The organism is Acidobacteriota bacterium, assembly GCA_003696075.1.
Lineage (GTDB): Bacteria > Acidobacteriota > Polarisedimenticolia > J045 > J045 > J045.
On the sequence record RFHH01000137.1, the window covers coordinates 1 to 16,619 of the forward strand.

The following is a 16,619-nucleotide window of genomic DNA, read 5'->3' on the forward strand; positions in this document are numbered from 1 at the left end:
CCCGCGGAGGAAAGTCCGGACTCCACAGGGTAGCGCGCTGGGTAACGCCCAGGCGGGGTGACCCGACGGAAAGTGCAACAGAGAGCAGACCGCCAGCGGCCGGCCGCTTTCGGCCGGTGCGGGCAAGGGTGAAACGGTGGGGTAAGAGCCCACCAGCGTCCCGGGTGACCGGGGCGGCTCGGCAAACCCCGCGCGGAGCAAGGCCAAATAGGGGGGCGATGGCGTGACCCGCGCCGCCCCCGGGTAGGCCGCTCGAGGCGGCGGGCAACCGCCGTCCCAGAGGAATGATCCTCCTCCCCCCAGGGGAGAACAGAATCCGGCTTACGTCCGGCTCCCCCGACACCTCGATCTCCCGCTCCCGGGAGGCCGGCGAATGGAGGCGAGCGGATTGGACCGCGTGCGCAGGCTCCGGGAACGCGTGCTCGCCGAACTGGAGCGGATCGAGCCGCGCATGCGCGACCTCGCCGCGGACCTCCACCGGCGTCCCGAACTCGGCCTCCGCGAGGAACACGCGGCCGGCCGGCTGGCCGCGGAACTCGAAGAGGACGGGTTCGAGGCCACCGTGGGGATCGGCGGGCTGCGCACCGCGTTCAAGGCGCGCCGCGGGCACGGGCGGCCGGCCGTGGCTTTCCTCGCCGAGTACGACGCCTTGCCCGGGTTGGGGCACGCCGGCGGGCACAACCTGGTCTCGGCCGTCGCCTACGCGGCCGCGTCCGCGCTGGGCTCGGTCGTCTCCGAGACGGGCGGGACGATTCTCGTCGTCGGCGCCCCCGCGGAGGAAACGATCGGCGGCAAGGTGGTGTTGGACGCGCGCGGGGAGCTGGACGGGATCGACGCGGCGCTTCTCGCCCATCCCGCGGGAGAGGACCTCGTCCGCGTCGACAGCCTGGCTTCGTGGTCGATGGAGGTTCTCTTCGAGGGGCGAGCCTCGCACGCCGTGGTGGCGCCCGAACGGGGGATCGACGCGCTCGATGCGATGATCCGGCTCTTCGTGGCGCGGGACGCGCTCCGGGAGGAGCTCGGGCCGGAGGTGCGGATGCCGGGGGTGATCCTCGAGGGCGGGGTGCGTCCCAACGTGGTTCCCGACCGGGCGCGGGCGCGTTTCAGCCTGAGGGCGGCGACCGCGCGGGAGCTGGTGGACCGCGTGGTTCCCGCCTTCGAGGCGATGGTGGCGAAGATCGCGCGGGAGACGGGAGCGAGAGCCCGGGTGAAGCCGGTCGACAACCTCTACCACGAGTTCACCTGCAGCGAGGCGCTGGCGCGCCGTTACGAGCGCCACGCGAGCGAGCTCGGGCTCGCCGTTCGTCCCGGGCCAGGCCGTCCCTTCGGGTCGCTCGACGTGGGGCGTCTCTCGCAGCGCGTTCCGGTGCTTCATCCCCTGTTCCGGATCGGCCCCCCGGATCTCGCCAGCCACACCGAGACCTTCGCGAGCGCGGCCGCGTCAGGGACCGCGCTCGACGCGGCCGCACGGGTCTGCCGCGCGCTGGCGCTGACGGCGCTCGACCTGCTCGCCGACCCCGCGGCGGTGGCCGAGGCGCAGGCGGAGAGGAAGGGGAGCGGGGCCGTGCGGGAGGCGCCGTTGATCGTCGAGGCGGGAGCGCCGTGAGTTCCCGATCCCTCCCGTCGGGACTCGCTCCGGGTGCGCGGATCGCCGTGGTCGCGCCCGGGTCCCCGATCGACCCGCCCGCGCTCCGGGCGGGGATGGAGCGGCTTCGTTCCTGGGGTTACCGCCCCGTCGCCGCCCCCCACCTCCGCGCGCGGCGGGGCGACCTGGCCGGAAACGACCGCGTGCGCCTGGCGGACCTCGTCTGGGCGCTGAGCGACGACGGCATCGACGCCGTCTGGGCCGCGCGGGGCGGCTGGGGCGGCGCCCGGCTGCTCGGGGGCCTGCCGGCGGCGCTCGTCCGAGGCGGCACGCGGAAATGGCTCTATGGCTTTTCCGACCTGACGGCGATCCAGAACCACCTCGTCGGCCACGGCTGGTGCACGTGGTACGCGCCGCTCGTCGCCGACCTCGGACGTCCCGAACGATACGCCGCCGCCGCGCTCCGCCGGATGCTCGAATCACCCGAGGTCCCGGGGCGGATCTCCGCACGCGGGCCGGTGCTGCGGCCGGGGCGGGCGCGCGGCCGCCTGGCGGGCGGCTGCTTGAGCCTGCTCGCCGCGCTCGCCGGAACGCCGTGGCAGCCGGACTTTCGCGGGGCGATCCTGTTCCTCGAAGAGGTGGGAGAGGCCCCGTATCGCATCGACCGCATGCTGTGGCAGATCCGCGCCTCCGGCATGCTGGAGGGCGTTCGGGGCCTGGCGCTGGGCCAGTTCACCGCCTGCCGGCCGCCGCCCGGCCGGCCTTCCCGTAGCCTGCGCGAGGTTCTGAGGGAGTTCGCCGGGGAGGCGGGCGTTCCCTGCGTCGCCGGCTTTCCGTGCGGCCACGGCCGGGCCTCGCGACCGCTTCCGTTGGGATACGAGGCCGACCTCGACGGCCGCGCGCGCGTCCTCGCGTACCGGCCGCCGGCCCGCGCGCGATGACGGTCCGGGTCCCGGCGGCGTCGTGCCGCGTCGCGCTGCGCCTCGCCTACGACGGGAGCGGGTTCTCGGGGTGGCAGAGGCAGCCGGGCCGGCCGACGGTGCAAGGGGAGGTCGAACGGGCGGTGGCCCGCCTCTACGGCCTGCCGCCGGGGGCCGTTCCGGTCCAGGGAGCCGGCCGCACGGACGCGGGCGTCCACGCGCTCGCCCAGGTGGCGGCGTTCGCTCCGCCGGCGGCGCGTCCGCTCGCGGAACTCGCGCGAGGTCTCGCGCGCCTGCTCCCTTCCGCGGTGCGCTTGACGGGGATCGCCGAAATGCCGGCGGATTTCCACCCGAGGAGGGACGCCGCTCTCAAGGAATACCGCTACCGGATCGCCCACGGCCGCGTGGTTCTGCCGTTCGAGGCGCCCTGGACCTGGGGGATCCGCGATCGGCTCGACGTGGCCGCGATGCGGAGCGCGGCCGAAGGGCTGGTCGGACGCCGGGACTTCGCCGCCGTCGCGGCCGCCGGAGGCGCCGCGCGCGGCACCGTCCGGACGCTTCACCGGCTCGAGGCGATCGAGCGCGGCGAGGGATCGCTCGAGATCGTCGCCGCGGCCGACGGGTTCCTCTACCGGATGGTGCGAAACCTCGTCGGTCTGCTGGTGGCGGTCGGGACCGGTCGCCTCGGCCCGGACGAGGCGGCGGCGCGGGTCGCCGGCGGCGATCGGCGGGCTCTTCCACCCCCCGCGCCGGCGCGGGGCCTGGCGCTCGCGGAGGTGCGTTACGATCCGCCGGTGGACTGGAAGGCGGTGCCGCCGTGATTCTTTTGAATCGTGCGGTCGGGGTGGTACAGTCCGGCCGAGCGCGCGCGACCGGGAAGGGAGAGGAGGCGGGCGTCGAGCGAGCGGGGAGTCGGTGACGAAGAGGCGGCAGGTGACGGACGGCGGCTCCGCCGCGCGGGCCCCGACGGCAGCGGAGCGCAAGCTGCTCGAAGCGATCGACAAGGAGCGCCTGCCTCGCCACGTGGCGGTGATCATGGACGGCAACGGCCGCTGGGCGAGACGGCGCGGCATGCCGCGGATCGCCGGCCACCGGGCGGGGATCGCCGCGGTCAGGGCGGTGGTGGAGGCGTCGGCGGAGCTGGGGATCGAGGTCCTGACGCTCTACGCCTTCAGCCGGGAGAACTGGAAGCGGCCCAAGCGGGAGGTCGACACGCTCTTCCGCCTCCTCAGGGAGTACCTCGACAAGGAGCTACCCGCCATCAAGCGGCACGGGATCCGCTTCCGGCCGATCGGAAGGCTCCGCGAGCTCCCCGAGCCGGTGCAGAGGGATCTCGAGCGCGCGCGCCGGGAGACCGAGGGGGGCGACGGGATGTGGTTCCTCATCGCGCTCAGTTACTCCGGGCGCGCCGACATCGTCGACGCCGCGCGCGCGCTGGCCGCCGAGTGCCGCGCCGGCCGCCTCGATCCGGAGGCGATCGATGAGGAGACGATCGCCGGCCGACTGTCCACGGCGGGGCTGCCCGATCCGGACCTTCTCATCCGGACCTCGGGCGAACAGAGGATCAGCAATTTCCTTCTGTGGCAGGTGGCCTACGCGGAGCTGTACGTCACACCGACGCTGTGGCCCGATTTCCGGAGGCGCCACCTCTACGAGGCGATCATCGACTACCAGCGCCGGGAACGGCGGTTCGGGGGAGTCCCGGCACCGGACGACGGCCCCTCCGGCGGCGGCCCGCGGGAGTTGACGGTTTCGTGAAGCGGCTGGCCACCGGACTGACCCTGGCGCTCGTCGCGCTCGCGGCCATCCGGTACGCGCCGCCGTGGTTCGCCGAGACCGTCGTCGCGGGACTTGCGGTCGGGTGCGCGGTGGAACTGGGTCGGCTCCTCGGCCGGGTGGGCCTCGAACCGTGGCCCGCGGTGGCCATCCCGGGGGCGGTCGTCGCGGGTGTCGCCTTCGTGCTCGGCGGCGGAGCGCTGCAGGGTGCGCTCGCCGGGCTGCTTCTCGCGGGCCTCGGGTCGGCCCTGGTGGCCGCCGGGGAGCCGCGCGAGCGCCTGCGGCGCTTCGCCGGGACGATCGCCTCGGCCCTCTACCTCGGCTTGACCTTCGGCCACGTCGCCGGGCTGCTCGCACAGCCGGCGAACGCCGAGCGGGGGCGGGATCTCCTGATGCTCGCGGTGCTCGCCGTCTACGCGGGCGACGTCGGCGCGTACTACGGAGGGAGGGCGCTGGGACGGCACCGGCTCGCGCCGCGCCTGTCGCCCGGCAAGACGGTGGAGGGCGCGGTGTGCGGCGTCGCCCTGGCCGCCGGCGCGGCTCTCCTCGCGCCGCTGTGGTTTTTCCGGGCGCTTCCGTGGGGCCACGCCCTCGCCCTGGGCGCGGCGGCCGGCTCGGCCGGGATCCTGGGCGACCTCGCGGAATCGCTGTTCAAGAGGGCAGCCGAAGTGAAGGACTCGGGAGCGCTCTTGCCGGGCCACGGCGGCCTTCTCGACCGCCTGGACAGCCTCTTGTTCGCCGCGCCGGTCGTGTACTGGTACGCCCGGTTGGTGGCCGATGTCGCCTGATTCGCGCGGCGGCGCGCCCGGGTAGAATCGCGGACGTGAAGATGCGGAACGCGCCCAAGAAGATCGCGATCCTGGGATCGACGGGATCGATCGGCCGCAGCACGCTCGACGTGGTGGCGAGGCACCGCGACCGGCTGCAGGTCGTCGGCCTGGCGGCCGGAAGCGGCGGGGCACGCTTGACGGAGCAGATCCTCCGTTTCCGGCCGGCGGTCGTCTCCGTCAAGGACGAGCGCGCCGCGCGCGATCTCGCCGCGAGGCTCGACGGCAGGGCGCGTCCCCGGATCGGAGTGGGAACCGCGGGCGCGACGGAAGTCGCCGTGGCCAGCGGCGCGGACCTCGTCGTTTCCGCGATCGTCGGTGCCGCCGGACTGCTGCCGACGCTCGCCGCTCTTTCGGCCGGAATCACGGTCGCCCTCGCCAACAAGGAGTCTCTGGTGGTCGCCGGAGAGTTGATGGTCCGGGCCGCCCGGGAGGCGGGAGCGCAGCTCCTGCCGGTCGACTCCGAGCACAACGCGATCCACCAGTGCCTTCGCGCCGGCCGGCGGGAGGAAGTCGACCGGATCATCCTCACCGGCTCGGGGGGCCCGTTCCGGGGGATGGACCGGAGCGCACTGGAGCGGGTGTCCGTGGAGGAAGCGCTGCGGCATCCGACCTGGTCGATGGGGCCCAAGATCACCGTCGACTCCGCCACCCTGATGAACAAAGGGCTCGAGGTGATCGAGGCTTCTTTTCTCTTCGGGATTCCGGCGGAGAGGATCGACGTCGTGATCCACCCCCAGAGCGTCGTGCACAGCATGGTGCGGTTCCGTGACGGCTCGGTGGTCGCGCAGCTCGGCGCCGCCGACATGCGACACCCGATCCAGTACGCTCTGAGCTGGCCGGAGCGGTGGGAGTCGGCGGTCGCGCCGCTGGACATCCTCGAGGTCGGCGCGCTCACGTTCGAGCCCCCCGATCACGAGCGCTTCCCGTGCCTCGGGCTCGCCCGCGAAGCCCTGCGGCGGGGGGGGACGGCGCCGGCCCGGCTCAACGCCGCCAACGAGGTCGCGGTGGCGGCGTTCTTGGCCGGGCAGATCCGTTTCGTCGACATCCCGGCCGTTATCGAAGAGGTTCTCGCCGAAGAGGACGGCTCGCCGGCGGACAGTGTCGAGGACGTGCTGGCCGCAGACCGCGAGGCGCGGCGTCGAGCGCGGGCGGTGATCGGCTCGGAAAGGATCCGGAGATGAGCGCTGTGGGGGGAGCGCTCCTGTTCGTCCTGGCCTTCGTCGCCGTGCTGGCACCGCTGATCTTCCTTCACGAGCTCGGGCACTTTCTCGCGGCGAAGGCGTTCCGGGTCCGTGTCGAGGTCTTCTCGATCGGGTTCGGGCCGAGGCTCTTCGGCTTCCGGGGCCAGGAGACCGACTACCGCGTGGCCCCGTTTCCCCTCGGCGGCTACGTGCGCATGGCCGGGGAGTACGGCGGCGGCGCCGCGAGCGGGGATCCGCGCCTGCTGACGAGCAAGCCGAGGTGGCAGCGCCTGGCGATCCTGCTCGCCGGGCCGGCCATGAACGCGCTGGTGGCCGTGGTCCTGTGGTGGGGACTGTTCATGCACGGGGCCGAGGAACTGGACCTCCCGAGCGGCCCGCCGGTCGTGCAGGCGCTCGCGGACGGCGCTCCGGCGGCCCGCGCAGGCCTGCATCCCGGGGATCGGATCCTGCGCATCGACGGGAAGGCGATCACTTCCATCGAGGAATACCAGAAGGAAATCGCTTTCCGGCCGGGGCAGCGGGCTCGCTACCTGGTGGAGCGGGACGGATCCCGGCTCGAGTTGGAGGTGGAGATCGCGGCCGATCCCCGAACCGGAATCGGCTGGGACGGGGTCTATCCGAAAACCCCGATCGCGATCCGGGAGGTGATCCCAGGCGGGCCGGCGGACCGGGCGGGGCTGCGCCCCGGCGACCTGGTGCTCGGCGTCGACGGCCGGGCGCTCGAGCGCGTCGACGACCTGGTCGCGGCGATCAAGGCGAGTCCCGGCCGCCCCCTCACGCTGTCGATCGGGCGGGGAGGAGAGGTCCTCGAGATCGCCGTCGTTCCCGAGCCCGCCGAAGGGGGCGCCCGCATCGCGGTGCTGCTGGGCCTGCCGACACGCTTCGTCCGTTACGGCCCGGTAGCGGCGCTCCAGGCCGCGCTCCGCACCGCCGTCGAGGAATCGGACCTTCTGTTCCGCACCGTCAGCGGTCTCGTGAAGCGCGAGCTGGGCGTGAAGGTTCTGTCCGGGCCCGTGGAGATCGCCCGCATGTCCGCCGACCGGCTCTCGGTGGGCCTGGCGGCCACGCTGCGGTTCATGGCGATGATCAGCCTGCAACTGGGGATCCTCAACCTTCTTCCGATTCCGGTCCTCGACGGTGGCCAGATCCTGATCCTGCTCGTCGAAGGAATCCGGCGCCGCGATCTTCCGGTCGAGGTGAAGGAAAAGGTGATGCTGGCGGGACTGCTGGTTCTCCTCGCCCTAATGGCGACCGTCATCGCCCTCGACGTCGCCAAGGGTCTGAACCGCGGGCAGCCCGCGGGCCGGCCGGCCGCCGCCGGCGAACAGTCCGCCCCGCCGGGGCGTTGACCGCCGAAACCGCCCTCGCCGCCGCCGGAATTCCTCCGCGCGGTTCCCGGCAGGGGGAGGACGGGGCGCGGAAGCGTCGTGGAGGTTCGCGCGCGGAAGCGCGGGATGCGCAGCGCTCGGCCCCTCGCGCCGGGATGCCGCTCCCCTCGGAGCCGCGGGGCGAGCCGTCCGCTGGACGAGCGCTTCGCGGGGCTTCGCCCTCTCCGCGTCGGGGGTATCCCGAAAGGCGCTCGATTCCATCCGTCCCCGGACCCTCCGGCCGTCGCGGCCACCGGCTCGCCGCCGCGGGCGGGATCGCGGGCCTGTTCTCCCGTTCTCGCGGAATCGCGCACCGATTCGCACCGCCGGGGCGCACCTCGCTGCCCGCGCGATACGGTCCGCGGGCCCGCTCCGGCGCTTCGGCCCGAACCGAGCCTCGCCTGCCCGTCCGCTCGGACGCCGGCGCGTCCACCGGCGGACGCGCCGCGTCACGGAACGTGAGCGCTGGGACCTGTCCGGCGGGCATGGCGATTGCCTCGACCTCCCCCAGCGGCCCACAGGCCGCCCGAGGAGGACATCGCATGGACACGCGTCGACTCTGGTTGGCCCTTGCATTGCTCGGCGCCGCGGCGGCTCCCGCGCTCGCGGCGTCCTCCGGCGACACCGCCCGGCCGCGCGCGCAGGCGCCGGCTCCGGTGGACGTCAACCGTGCCGGTATCGCCGAGCTGAGCGCCCTGCCCGGTATCGGGCCGAAGCTCGCTCGCCGCATCGTCGCCTTCCGGGAGGAGCACGGCCCGTTCCGGAAGGTGGAGGAGCTGCTCGCGGTCAAGGGGATCGGCCCGCGCCTGCTCGAGAGGCTCCGCGACCGGCTGACGGTGGGGAGGACGCCCCCCAAGTGAGGCGAAACGTCTCGAACGCGGCGCGGGGCGGGAGCCTCGCCGGGCTGGTCGTCGCCCTCGCGGTCTTCGCGCTCCTGGCGGCGGCCGCCGCGGCGCGGCTCGCCCCGGCCGCCCGCGGGCCGGCGGCGTTGGCCGCCGCCAGGGATCTGGCGGCGCGATGGAGGTCGCTCGCCCGGGCGGCCCGCGCCGACGGCCGCGATCGAGCGATCGTCTTTCCGCTTTCCGGCGGCGACGAGCCGCTGGTCGAGGCGGCCGATGGGGACGGCGACGGCGTCGGGCGGGACGACATCGCCCGCGGGGTCGATGCCGCCGGCCCGCCCTTCACGATCGCGCGTGACCATCCCGGCGCCCGCATCGGCAAGCCACGGCGCCGGCTGCCGGCGGTGCCGCCGTCGACCGGGTTCATCGAGCCGGACGACCCAGCGGTCCGATTCGGTCCGAGCCGCATGGCCGTGGTCACCGCGGAGGGACACGCGACTCCGGGCTCTCTTTTCGTCACATCCGGTGGATCGGTCTGCGCCGTGGTGATCCATGGAGCGGCCCTTCGGATTCGCATCTACTGCCTGTCCGCGGGCGGCGCATGGCGGCGCCGCTGACACCCTTGGCCTGGCCGTTGCCGGACCGGTGCACGGCGGCCGCGCGGCAGGTGGCGCGCTTGTGCGTGCGCCTGGAGCGCGAGCTGGAAGGAGAGCCCGGTCGCGCCGCGGGGATCGCGCTGGAGAGGCTGCTGGCAACGCTCGTCTCCGCTGCGGCGCGATTGGCACTCGTTACGCGCTTGCCGCCGAAAGCCCGGCCGGCGATGCTGGCCGCCGCACGCCGGGAGGTCCTGATGGGTCGCGGGCTGCTCGCGGTCGCGGGCCGGCTCGCCCCGGATCGGGCGAGAAAACTCGAAGTGCTCGCCGGCGGGCTCGACGTCCTCGACCGCCGCCTGGCGGAGCTGCAGCGGGAGGCTCAGGTCGCGATCTCCGAGGGTGGATCTCGAGGGCTCATTGAAGGCACCGCGCGCCGGTTGTAGGATCGCCGCCCGATTCGCGGCGCGGAGCGTCCCGAAACGCCGCCGGAGAAACGGATGGATCGATCGGAGCGCGCCTCCCAGGCGGTCCGGAAGACCCCGCTCCATGATCGGCACGCCGCCCTCGGAGCGAAGATCGCTCCTTTCGCCGGGTATCTGATGCCGATCCATTACAGGACGGGGCAGATCGAAGAGCACCGGGCCGTCCGGACGCGGGCGGGGCTGTTCGACGTGAGCCACATGGGGGAGTTCGACATCACCGGCCCCGGAGCCGCCGCGCTGCTCGATCGGCTCACCCCGTCCCGGATCAGCGCCCTGGAGCCGGGACGCGCGCGGTACACCGCGTTCACCACGGACACCGGCGGATTCGTCGACGACATCCTGGTCTACCGCGTGGGCGAGGAGCGCTTCCTCGTCGTGGTCAACGCCGCGAACCGGAACAAGGACCGCGATTGGGTGGAGAGCCGTCTCGACGGCCACAGGGCGGAGTTCTCCGATCGATCGGACGACTACGCCCTCCTAGCGCTCCAGGGCCCCGAGTCGAGGGAGATCCTGGCCCCGCTGGCCTCCGGGTTCGACGCGCGCGCGCTTCGCTCGTACCGGGTGGCCGAGGGGCGGGTGGCCGGAAGGCCGGCACTCGTCAGCCGGACGGGATACACGGGGGAGATCGGATTCGAGATCTTTCTGGACCCCGGCGACGCCGGCGCCGTTTGGGATGCGCTGCTCGAGTCGGGCTCGGATCGGGGGCTCCTGCCGGCGGGCCTGGGAGCGCGCGACACGCTCCGGCTGGAGGCGGCGCTGCCGCTGTACGGACACGATATCGACGAGTCGACCAACGTCCTCGAGGCGGGGCTCGAATTCATCGTCGACTGGGACAAGGACGACTTCGTCGGGAAGAGCGCCCTGCTCGACGCGCGGAGCGGTCCCCTCGCGAAGCGGCGCATCGGGTTCGCGGTCGAGGGCCGCGGAATCGCGCGCGCCGGACAGGAGATCTACTGGGAAGGACGGAGCGCCGGAAACGTGACGTCGGGAAGCTGGTCGCCCACGCTCGAGAGGGCGATCGGGATGGGCTACCTTCCGCCCGCCGCCGCCGAGCCGGGAACCGGCATCGAAATCGACATCCGCGGCCGGCGCGTGGGCGCGAGGGTCGTCGAGCTGCCCTTCTACCGCCGGCCTCGGCGCCGGCGCACTTGAGGCTGGGCCCGAAGCCGCCTCGACGGGCGGCCGGGCTCGGCTGGAGGACGTGGAGATGCCGCGGCCGGAGGATTGCCGTTTCACCGAGTCTCACGAGTGGGCTTGCCTCGAGGGCGATTGCGTTACCGTCGGGATCACCGACTTCGCCCAGGACGAACTCGGTGACATCGTGTACGTGGAGCTGCCGGAGCCCGGGCGGAAGGTCGCCAAGGGAGAGGAACTCGGGACCATCGAGTCCGTCAAGGCGGTGGCGGAGATCTTCGCGCCGATCGACGGCGAGGTGACCGAAGTGAACGGCGCGCTCGCCGATGCACCGGAGCAGGTCAACAAGGATCCCTTCGGAGCGGGCTGGCTGGTGAAGCTCAGGCCGGCGGACCCGGCGCAGCTCGAGGCGCTGATGGACCACGCCGCCTACAAGCGGTTCCTCGAGACGAGCGCGTGAGACGCCGGCGCGCCGCCGGCAGGTGAGGATCGGTATGAACGACGGAGAGCACGCCCGCCGCCCCGGGGCGGAGCGAGGCTTCGCGGCCCGCCACATCGGCCCGCGCCCCTCCGATGTCGAGGCCATGCTCCGCGAGGTCGGCGCCGACAGCCTCGAGCAGCTCGTGGCCGAGACGATTCCCGGTCCGATCCGACTCCGCCGGGATCTCGATCTCCCGGCGGCCCGCAGCGAAGCCGATGTGCTCGCCGAACTTCGCGAGCTCGCCGGCCGGAACCGCTGCCTCCGCCCGTTCATCGGGCTCGGTTACCACGAGTGCATCACGCCCGCCGTCATCAGGCGGAACGTGCTCGAGAACCCCCAGTGGTACACCGCCTACACCCCGTACCAGCCCGAGATCTCGCAGGGGCGGCTCGAAGCGCTGCTCGTGTTCCAGACGATGGTGCAGGACCTCACCGGGCTCGACATCGCCAACGCGTCGCTGCTCGACGAGGCCAGCGCCGCGGCGGAGGCGGTCACGCTGTGCCGGCGGGTGTCGGGCCGCGACGGCCGCGACCGGTTTCTCGTGTCGTCGCGCTGCCACCCCCACGTGATCGCGGTGGTCGAAACACGCGCCGAGCCGCTGGGGATCGAGATCGCGGTGCTCGACGACGAAGAGATGGATCCCGGCCCCCGGGATCTCGGGATCCTCATCGCTTACCCCGATACCTTCGGGGCGATGAGGAGCGGACGCGAGCTGTGCCGGCGGATCCACGACGCGGGCGGACTGGCGGTCGTGCACTGCGATCTCCTGGCGCTGACGCTCTTCGAGCCGCCGGGCGCCTGGGGGGCGGACGTCGCCGTCGGGAGCACGCAGAGGTTCGGCCTTCCGATCGGCTACGGCGGCCCCTACGCCGCCTTCATGGCGGTGAGGGACGACCTCAAGCGCCAGCTCCCGGGCCGTCTCGTCGGCGTGTCGCGGGACGCCACCGGGAGGCCCGCGCTGCGTCTCGCGCTCCAGACGCGCGAACAGCACATCCGGCGCGACCGGGCGACGAGCAACATCTGCACCGCGCAGGTCCTTCCGGCGGTGATGGCCGCGATGTACGCCGTCTACCACGGACCGGAAGGCCTGGCAGGGATCGCGGCGCGGATCCGGCGCTGGACCCTCGCGCTGCGCCGGGTTCTCGAGGACCTCGGCTACGACACGGGGAGGGAGGAGGTCTTCGACACCCTCACCGTGCGGCGCGGGCCGCTCGATGCCGCCGAGATCGTCGATCGCGCGCGGCGGAAGGGATACGCGTTGCGCCGGCACGCGAACGGCGCCGTCGGCGTGGCGCTGGGCGAGCCGGTGGGAGCGGCGGATGTTGCCGCACTGGCCGAGGCGTTCGGCGGCGCGGGGGGCGCCGCCGCGGTGGAGAGCGCGGCGCGGGACAGCGGCAGCGAGCCGCCGGAGGAGCTGCGGCGCACCACGGGTTTCCTCGAGCACCCCGTGTTCCACCGGCACCGGTCGGAAACGGCGATGATGCGCTATCTCCAGGGACTCGCATCCCGCGACCTCACGCTCGCATCGTCGATGATCCCGCTGGGGTCGTGCACCATGAAGCTGAACGCTGCGGCGGAGATGCTCCCGATCACCGAACCGGGCTTCAGCGCGCCGCACCCGTTCGCCCCGCCGGAGGACGCTGCGGGGTACCGCTCGCTGCTCGACCGCCTCGGCTCGTGGCTGCTCGAGATCACCGGACACGACGCGATCTCCTTCATGCCCAATTCCGGAGCCCAGGGGGAGTACACCGGCCTTCTCGTCATCCGCGCCTGGCACCGGTCCCGGGGGGAGGCGCACCGGAACGTCTGCCTGATTCCGCGATCGGCGCACGGGACGAACCCGGCGAGCGCGGTGCTCGCCGGCATGCGGGTCGTGGTGGTCGAGTGCGACCGGGACGGCGACATCGATCTCGCCGATCTCGAGAAGAAGATCGAGGCCCACGCCGGCGAGCTTGCCGCCTTGATGGTGACCTATCCGTCGACGCACGGGGTCTTCGAGGAGGAGATCGCCTCCATCTGCAGCAAGGTCCACGAAGCCGGAGGCCTCGTCCACCTGGACGGGGCGAACATGAACGCCATGGTCGGCCTCTGCCGGCCGGGTGACATCGGCGCCGATGTCTGCCACCTCAACCTCCACAAGACGTTCTGCATCCCCCACGGAGGCGGGGGGCCGGGGATGGGGCCGATCACGGTCTCGTCGCGGCTGGCGCCGTTCCTGCCCACACACCCGCTCGTTCGCGGCGGCGGCGAGCAGGGGATCGGACCGATCGCCGCCGCACCGTACGGCAGTCCGAGCATCCTCCCGATTTCGTATGCCTACATCGCGATGATGGGGCCGGACGGGCTCAGGAAGGCCAGCGAGATCGCGGTCCTCAACGCGAACTACGTCGCCCGGCGACTCGAGCCCCACTATCCCGTCGTGTACCGCGGCAAGCGCGGGCGGGTGGCCCACGAGTGCATCGTCGATCTCCGGCCGCTGAAACGGTCGGCCGGGATCGACGTGGAGGACGTGGCCAAGCGCCTGATGGACTATGGCTTCCACGCACCGACGATGTCCTGGCCCGTCCCGGGCACGCTGATGATCGAGCCGACGGAGAGCGAGCCGAAGGAGGAGCTGGACCGCTTCTGCGAGGCGATGATCGCCATTCGGGAGGAGATCCGGGAGATCGAGCGGGGCGAAGCCGACCCGAACGACAATCTGCTGAAGAACGCGCCGCACACCGCCGAGGCCGTCGCGGCCGAGCGTTGGACTCACCCGTACTCGCGGGAGCGGGCGGCTTTCCCGAAGCCGTGGGTGCGAGAACGGAAGTTCTGGCCCCCGGTGGGCCGCATCGACAACGCTTGGGGAGATCGGCATCTCTTCTGTTCGTGCCCGCCGATCGAGCAGTTCGCGGGCTGAAGCCGGGCGAAGGGCACCCTCGCGGGTGGTTGCGCCCGACCTCCGCGGGCACGATTCGCCTCCGGATCGCTGCGGCGGCGGGGTTCTCCCCGAGCGGGAGCGGGCCCGGGGCGACCGGCCCCACCTGCCGAGCCGGGGCGCAGCGGGCCTCGAAGCGGCGGGCGGCCCCCCGCGACGGCGGGAGAAGCGAGGCCCCGCTCGGGGAAGCAGGCCGGCAGGAGGGCGGGAAGCGGGGTGTGCCGCCGGACGGTCGGCCGGCGCGCGCGTCCTCGGAGGGAAGGCCGGGCGGAACGTCCCCGGGCCGGACGTTCGCCGGGTGCGATGCCGCGCCGTCGGGGCGGCCCCTTCCGTGCGGGGGGAGCCGCTCAGCGCCGGGACGTCGACCGGAAGGGAGGAGGCGGCCGCCGGGCCGACCGAAACAGGTCGCGGACGACTTCCAGCGGGAGTCCGATCACGTTGCTGACCGAGCCCCGCACCTCGGCGACGAACCAGGCCGCCGCCCCCTGGATCGCGTAGGCGCCCGCCTTGTCGTAGGGCTCCGCCGTCGCGGTGTACCCGTCGATCTCGGCTCTCGTGAGCCGGGCGAAGCGCACCCGGCTGCAGGCGAGCCCTTCGTGCAGGTGCCCCTCGGCGGTCAGGAGCGTCACGCCGGTCACGACCCGGTGCCAGCGCCCCGAAAGAGCGCGCAGCATCCTCCGGGCCTCCTCGCGGCCTGCCGGCTTTCCGAGGACCGATCCGTCCACGAGGACGAGGGTGTCGGCGGCGAGCACGTCGCAGCCCGGCCACCGCGCGGCCGCGGCCAGAGCCTTGGCCCTGGCGAGCCTTCGCGCGGCCGCTCGGCCGCTCTCGCGGGGCCGCAGGTTTTCGTCGACCGAAACCGACGCCGTCCGGAACGTCAACCCGACGCGGCGCAGCAGTTCGCGGCGGCGCGGCGAGCGCGATGCGAGGACGAGAGGGGGAACGGGGCGCACGGGATCCTCCAGCGACCGGCGCTTTGCGCCCGGATGGGGCGGGCTCTATTCTGCCCCCGTGCCGAATCGACGGAAGGGACGGCGGTTGTCGAAACGGAGGCGGGCACCGGGCATTCCGGTGCGGAGCGCCCTCGCCTCCCTCGCCGCGACGGCGGCTGTGTTCGTCGCGGCCGACGCGCGCGGGGCCCCGCGACCCGATCTGATCATCCTGGCCACCGGCAACGTCGTCGGCTATGTCGACGAGTGCGGTTGTCCCCGCGCCCCCATGGGGGGGCTGGACAAGCGCGGCGGTTACGTCTCGGCGCTGCGGCGCGCGTGGGGGGGCGTGCCGTTCCTCCTGCTCGACGCCGGGAACTTCGCCGACATCCCGGGGCCCGGCGGCGACGTGAAGACCCGCGGCATCGTGACGGGAATGAATCTCCTCGACTACGCCGCGTCGGGGGTGGGGGAGCGGGACCTCGCTTCCGGTGTCGAGCACTTCCGCGCCGTCACCTCGGAAGCCGACTTCCCGTTCCTCTCGGCGAACTTGGTCCGCGAGGAGGACGGCCGGACGTGGATCGACCCGGGGCGGCTGTTCCGCCGGGGGGAACTCCAGGTGGCGGTCACCGCGGTGACGCGCCACAACCCGCTGCTGCGCCTCAAGCTGCCTGACGGCGGGCACGTGGTGACGCGCGACCCGGCAGAGGCGCTCGCCGAGGAGGTTCCGCGGCTGCGCGGCAGGGCGGACATGGTCGTCCTTCTCGCCCTGCTTCCCCTCGAGGAGACCCGCCGGCTCGTGGAGGCCGTTCCCGGGATCGACGTGGTGGTGGGAGCCTACGGGGACCGCCTGACGGCCGACCCCGTCCGCGTCGGGCGCACACTCGTGCTCTACACCGGGGACCAGGGCAAGCACCTGGCGGAGATCCACGTCTTCCGGGAGCCCGACGGGCGGCTGCGGTTCGATGGCCGGACGATCGGGCTGACGCGCGCGATCGCCCCGGATCCGACGCTGGAAGAGCACATGGTCTCCGTTCTCGCGGAGGCCCAGGAGGCGGAGAGGATGCGGCTGACGGCCCTCCCCTCCAACGGTGGCGAGGGGAGGGTCGGCAGCGGCGGATACCTGGGCAGCGGAGCTTGCACGCCATGCCACGCCGAGATCGTCGAGTCCTGGTCCCGAACGGCCCACGCCGCCGCCTTCCGGAATCTCCTCGCGCGGGCGGGCAGGGCCCACCCGAACTGCGTGGCCTGCCATAGCACCGGTTACGGGCGCCCGGGCGGTTTCGTGGATCGGGAGATGACGCCTCACCTGGCCGAGGTGGGCTGCGAGGCCTGCCACGGACCGGCGGCCGGACATGTCGCGCGCCCCGCCCAGCCGTACGGAAAGGTGACGCTGCCCACCTGCACCGCGTGCCACACGGCCGAACAGGATCCCTCTTTCAACTTTTACGAGGCGAGGCACCTCGTGGACCACGGCGCCTCCGGGCGCTGAGGAGTCCTGAGAACGCTGCGCCCGACCCCGGGATCGACCCTTCTCCCCGGCGCGGCCGCGCCGAGCCGAAAC

Annotated in this window: 15 protein-coding genes and 1 other RNA gene; 15 read left to right on the forward strand and 1 reads right to left on the reverse strand. The window is 73.1% G+C overall.

From position 1 onward, the window contains the following. The 14 genes from rnpB to gcvP form a co-directional block, all read left to right on the forward strand. Window positions 1–339, forward strand: an RNA gene (rnpB, locus tag D6718_09025) — RNase P RNA component class A; the annotation flags it as partial. 34 nt (window positions 340–373) lie between these two features. Next, a complete protein-coding gene (locus D6718_09030; GenBank protein ID RMG44756.1) occupies window positions 374–1,606 on the forward strand; it encodes an amidohydrolase in 1,233 nt (410 codons plus the stop codon). Then, window positions 1,603–2,526 (forward strand): LD-carboxypeptidase, encoded by a 924-nt coding sequence (locus D6718_09035; protein ID RMG44757.1) that lies wholly within the window; start codon window positions 1,603–1,605, stop codon window positions 2,524–2,526. Before D6718_09030 ends, D6718_09035 begins: the two co-directional genes overlap by 4 nt. Beyond that, window positions 2,523–3,326: a tRNA pseudouridine(38-40) synthase TruA gene (truA, locus tag D6718_09040; GenBank protein RMG44758.1), complete on the forward strand. Its 804-nt coding sequence runs from the start codon at window positions 2,523–2,525 to the stop codon at window positions 3,324–3,326. Before D6718_09035 ends, truA begins: the two co-directional genes overlap by 4 nt. Window positions 3,327–3,438: 112 nt before the next feature. After that, a complete protein-coding gene (locus D6718_09045) occupies window positions 3,439–4,263 on the forward strand; it encodes an isoprenyl transferase (protein RMG44814.1) in 825 nt (274 codons plus the stop codon). Beyond that, on the forward strand, window positions 4,086–5,069 hold the full coding sequence (locus D6718_09050) for a hypothetical protein (protein ID RMG44815.1): 984 nt from the start codon (window positions 4,086–4,088) through the stop codon (window positions 5,067–5,069). The genes D6718_09045 and D6718_09050 overlap by 178 nt, the downstream gene beginning before the upstream one ends. A gap of 41 nt (window positions 5,070–5,110) precedes the next feature. Beyond that, window positions 5,111–6,292 (forward strand): 1-deoxy-D-xylulose-5-phosphate reductoisomerase, encoded by a 1,182-nt coding sequence (locus tag D6718_09055; GenBank protein ID RMG44816.1) that lies wholly within the window; start codon window positions 5,111–5,113, stop codon window positions 6,290–6,292. Further along, window positions 6,289–7,662 carry an RIP metalloprotease RseP gene (gene rseP, locus D6718_09060; protein ID RMG44759.1) on the forward strand — a complete coding sequence of 458 codons (1,374 nt, stop codon included), beginning with the start codon at window positions 6,289–6,291 and terminating at the stop codon, window positions 7,660–7,662. The genes D6718_09055 and rseP overlap by 4 nt, the downstream gene beginning before the upstream one ends. Window positions 7,663–7,796: 134 nt before the next feature. Beyond that, window positions 7,797–8,540, forward strand: coding sequence for a helix-hairpin-helix domain-containing protein (locus tag D6718_09065; protein ID RMG44817.1), 744 nt, complete (start codon window positions 7,797–7,799; stop codon window positions 8,538–8,540). Beyond that, a complete protein-coding gene (locus D6718_09070) occupies window positions 8,537–9,136 on the forward strand; it encodes a hypothetical protein (protein ID RMG44760.1) in 600 nt (199 codons plus the stop codon). The genes D6718_09065 and D6718_09070 overlap by 4 nt, the downstream gene beginning before the upstream one ends. Next, a complete protein-coding gene (locus D6718_09075) occupies window positions 9,121–9,555 on the forward strand; it encodes a hypothetical protein (protein ID RMG44761.1) in 435 nt (144 codons plus the stop codon). The genes D6718_09070 and D6718_09075 overlap by 16 nt, the downstream gene beginning before the upstream one ends. Before the next feature lie 54 nt (window positions 9,556–9,609). After that, window positions 9,610–10,746: a glycine cleavage system aminomethyltransferase GcvT gene (gcvT, locus tag D6718_09080; protein ID RMG44762.1), complete on the forward strand. Its 1,137-nt coding sequence runs from the start codon at window positions 9,610–9,612 to the stop codon at window positions 10,744–10,746. Window positions 10,747–10,801: 55 nt separating this feature from the next. Continuing rightward, entirely contained in the window at window positions 10,802–11,188 is a 387-nt protein-coding gene (gene gcvH / locus D6718_09085; protein RMG44763.1) for a glycine cleavage system protein GcvH, read from the forward strand. A 34-nt stretch (window positions 11,189–11,222) separates the two neighbouring features. Next, on the forward strand, window positions 11,223–14,108 hold the full coding sequence (gene gcvP, locus D6718_09090; protein RMG44764.1) for a glycine dehydrogenase (aminomethyl-transferring): 2,886 nt from the start codon (window positions 11,223–11,225) through the stop codon (window positions 14,106–14,108). Between the two features lie 365 nt (window positions 14,109–14,473). Here gcvP and maf read toward each other — a convergent pair whose 3' ends face one another. Beyond that, window positions 14,474–15,079, reverse strand: coding sequence for a septum formation protein Maf (gene maf, locus D6718_09095; GenBank protein RMG44765.1), 606 nt, complete (start codon window positions 15,077–15,079; stop codon window positions 14,474–14,476). A gap of 118 nt (window positions 15,080–15,197) precedes the next feature. On the opposite strand from maf, the gene D6718_09100 reads away from it, so the two are divergent. Further along, window positions 15,198–16,547, forward strand: coding sequence for a hypothetical protein (locus tag D6718_09100; protein RMG44766.1), 1,350 nt, complete (start codon window positions 15,198–15,200; stop codon window positions 16,545–16,547). Window positions 16,548–16,619: the final 72 nt, after the last annotated feature.

What these genes read in the sequence shown, in the direction of transcription:
- gcvT (RMG44762.1), top strand. Translation starts at nt 9,610, where the DNA reads ATGGATCGATCGGAGCGCGCCTCCCAGGCGGTCCGGAAGACCCCGCTC.
- rseP (RMG44759.1), top strand. Translation starts at nt 6,289, where the DNA reads ATGAGCGCTGTGGGGGGAGCGCTCCTGTTCGTCCTGGCCTTCGTCGCC.
- D6718_09030 (RMG44756.1), top strand. Translation starts at nt 374, where the DNA reads ATGGAGGCGAGCGGATTGGACCGCGTGCGCAGGCTCCGGGAACGCGTG.
- D6718_09055 (RMG44816.1), top strand. Translation starts at nt 5,111, where the DNA reads ATGCGGAACGCGCCCAAGAAGATCGCGATCCTGGGATCGACGGGATCG.
- truA (RMG44758.1), top strand. Translation starts at nt 2,523, where the DNA reads ATGACGGTCCGGGTCCCGGCGGCGTCGTGCCGCGTCGCGCTGCGCCTC.
- gcvH (RMG44763.1), top strand. Translation starts at nt 10,802, where the DNA reads ATGCCGCGGCCGGAGGATTGCCGTTTCACCGAGTCTCACGAGTGGGCT.
- D6718_09075 (RMG44761.1), top strand. Translation starts at nt 9,121, where the DNA reads ATGGCGGCGCCGCTGACACCCTTGGCCTGGCCGTTGCCGGACCGGTGC.
- D6718_09065 (RMG44817.1), top strand. Translation starts at nt 7,797, where the DNA reads ATGCCGCTCCCCTCGGAGCCGCGGGGCGAGCCGTCCGCTGGACGAGCG.
- gcvP (RMG44764.1), top strand. Translation starts at nt 11,223, where the DNA reads ATGAACGACGGAGAGCACGCCCGCCGCCCCGGGGCGGAGCGAGGCTTC.